Source organism: Actibacterium naphthalenivorans, assembly GCF_014196965.1.
Classification (GTDB): domain Bacteria; phylum Pseudomonadota; class Alphaproteobacteria; order Rhodobacterales; family Rhodobacteraceae; genus Actibacterium_A; species Actibacterium_A naphthalenivorans.
In genome coordinates this window covers 1-1,250 of sequence record NZ_JACIEQ010000046.1, presented here as the reverse complement: position 1 = coordinate 1,250, position 1,250 = coordinate 1, and the positions used below count along the sequence as shown (strand labels likewise).

2 protein-coding genes and 1 pseudogene are annotated in these 1,250 nt (G+C 68.9%); all 3 read left to right on the top strand.

Features of this window, described 5'->3' with window-relative positions:
- Positions 1–688: histidine phosphatase family protein (locus GGR17_RS20210; RefSeq protein ID WP_183314834.1), on the top strand; the 688-nt coding region annotated here is incomplete at its 5' end.
- A 49-nt stretch (positions 689–737) separates the two neighbouring features.
- A pseudogene (locus GGR17_RS20670) lies at positions 738–908 on the top strand (hypothetical protein); the annotation flags it as partial.
- 142 nt (positions 909–1,050) lie between these two features.
- Positions 1,051–1,218, top strand: coding sequence for a hypothetical protein (locus GGR17_RS20665; protein ID WP_369817427.1), 168 nt, complete (start codon positions 1,051–1,053; stop codon positions 1,216–1,218).
- The last annotated feature ends 32 nt before the right edge of the window (positions 1,219–1,250 follow it).

The following is a 1,250-nucleotide window of genomic DNA, read 5'->3' as shown; positions in this document are numbered from 1 at the left end:
CGGTCTCCAGGCCAACGATTTACAGAACCCTGCACCGCACAGGGGCCAAAATCAGCCCTTAGCGTACTATTCTGCCCCCTCCGGCATCAGATCCCATTATGACGTTCTCAGCGATCTGGGGGCGCGTCAGGCGGCGCGGGCGGGCGCGGTGCTGCCCCGCGATGCCTATGCGATCAGCGGCACCCTGCGCCGACACCGCGACAGTGCGGCGGCGGCCGGGTTCGCCGGGGCCGAGGCCGACCCGGCGTGGAACGAGTTCGACTATCTCGACATCATCGCCGTTGCCCATCCGGGCCTGGGCAACATGCCCGCCCTGCGCGCCCATCTGGCGCATGAGCCCGCCCCCATGCAGGCGTTTCAGGCGCTGTATGAAGAGGCCGTCGCGCGCTGGATGGAGGCCGACGGAAACAGCTACCGCGAATCCCGCCGCGATTTCGTGACCCGCGTCGAGGGCGCGCTGGAGCGCGCGTCGGGCAAGGGCGATGCGGTGGTGTTCACCTCGGGCGGGGTGATCTCGGCGCTTGTCGCGGGGCTGCTGGACCTGACCCCTGCGGCGGCGCGCCGCATCGACCGCGTGCTGGTCAATGCGGGCATCACCACGATCACGACCGGGCGGCGCGGCCCGCAGCTTCTGGCGCTGAACGCCCAGACCCATTTGCAGGAGGACGGGTTTGTCACATTCCGTTAAGGACGAAATCACCCTCATCACCGGCGCCAGTTCCGGCCTCGGCGCCGGCATGGCGCGCGAGATCGCGGCGCGCGGCGGGCATCTGGCGCTGTGCGCGCGGCGCATCGAACAGCTTGAGGCTCTGAAGGCCGAGATCACCGCCGCCCGTCCCGCCTGCCGGGTCGAGATCGCCGCGCTCGATGTGACCGATGCCGACGCCGTAGCCGCCACCTTCGCCGATTTCCGCGCCCGCATGGGGCGGCTGGATCGCGTCGTCATCAACGCCGGGATCGGGCGCGGAAATCGGCAAGGGCGGCTGGGCCGAGAACCGCGCCACGCTGGAAACCAACCTGATCGCCGCCTTCGCGCAGGCCGAGGCCGCGATGGCCGCCTTCCGCGACCAGAACAAGGGCCACCTCGTCGTCATGTCCTCGATGAGCGCAATCCGCGGGATGCGCGGGGCGATGACCGCCTATGCGACCTCCAAGGCCGGTGTCGCGTTGCCCTTAAATTCGGCACACGGCGCGTTGGGCAGCGTGTGTTGCCCTTAAATGTGGTCTTCAGACGCCAGCTCGTCGGAGTT

What these genes read in the sequence shown, in the direction of transcription:
- GGR17_RS20665 (WP_369817427.1), top strand. Translation starts at nt 1,051, where the DNA reads ATGGCCGCCTTCCGCGACCAGAACAAGGGCCACCTCGTCGTCATGTCC.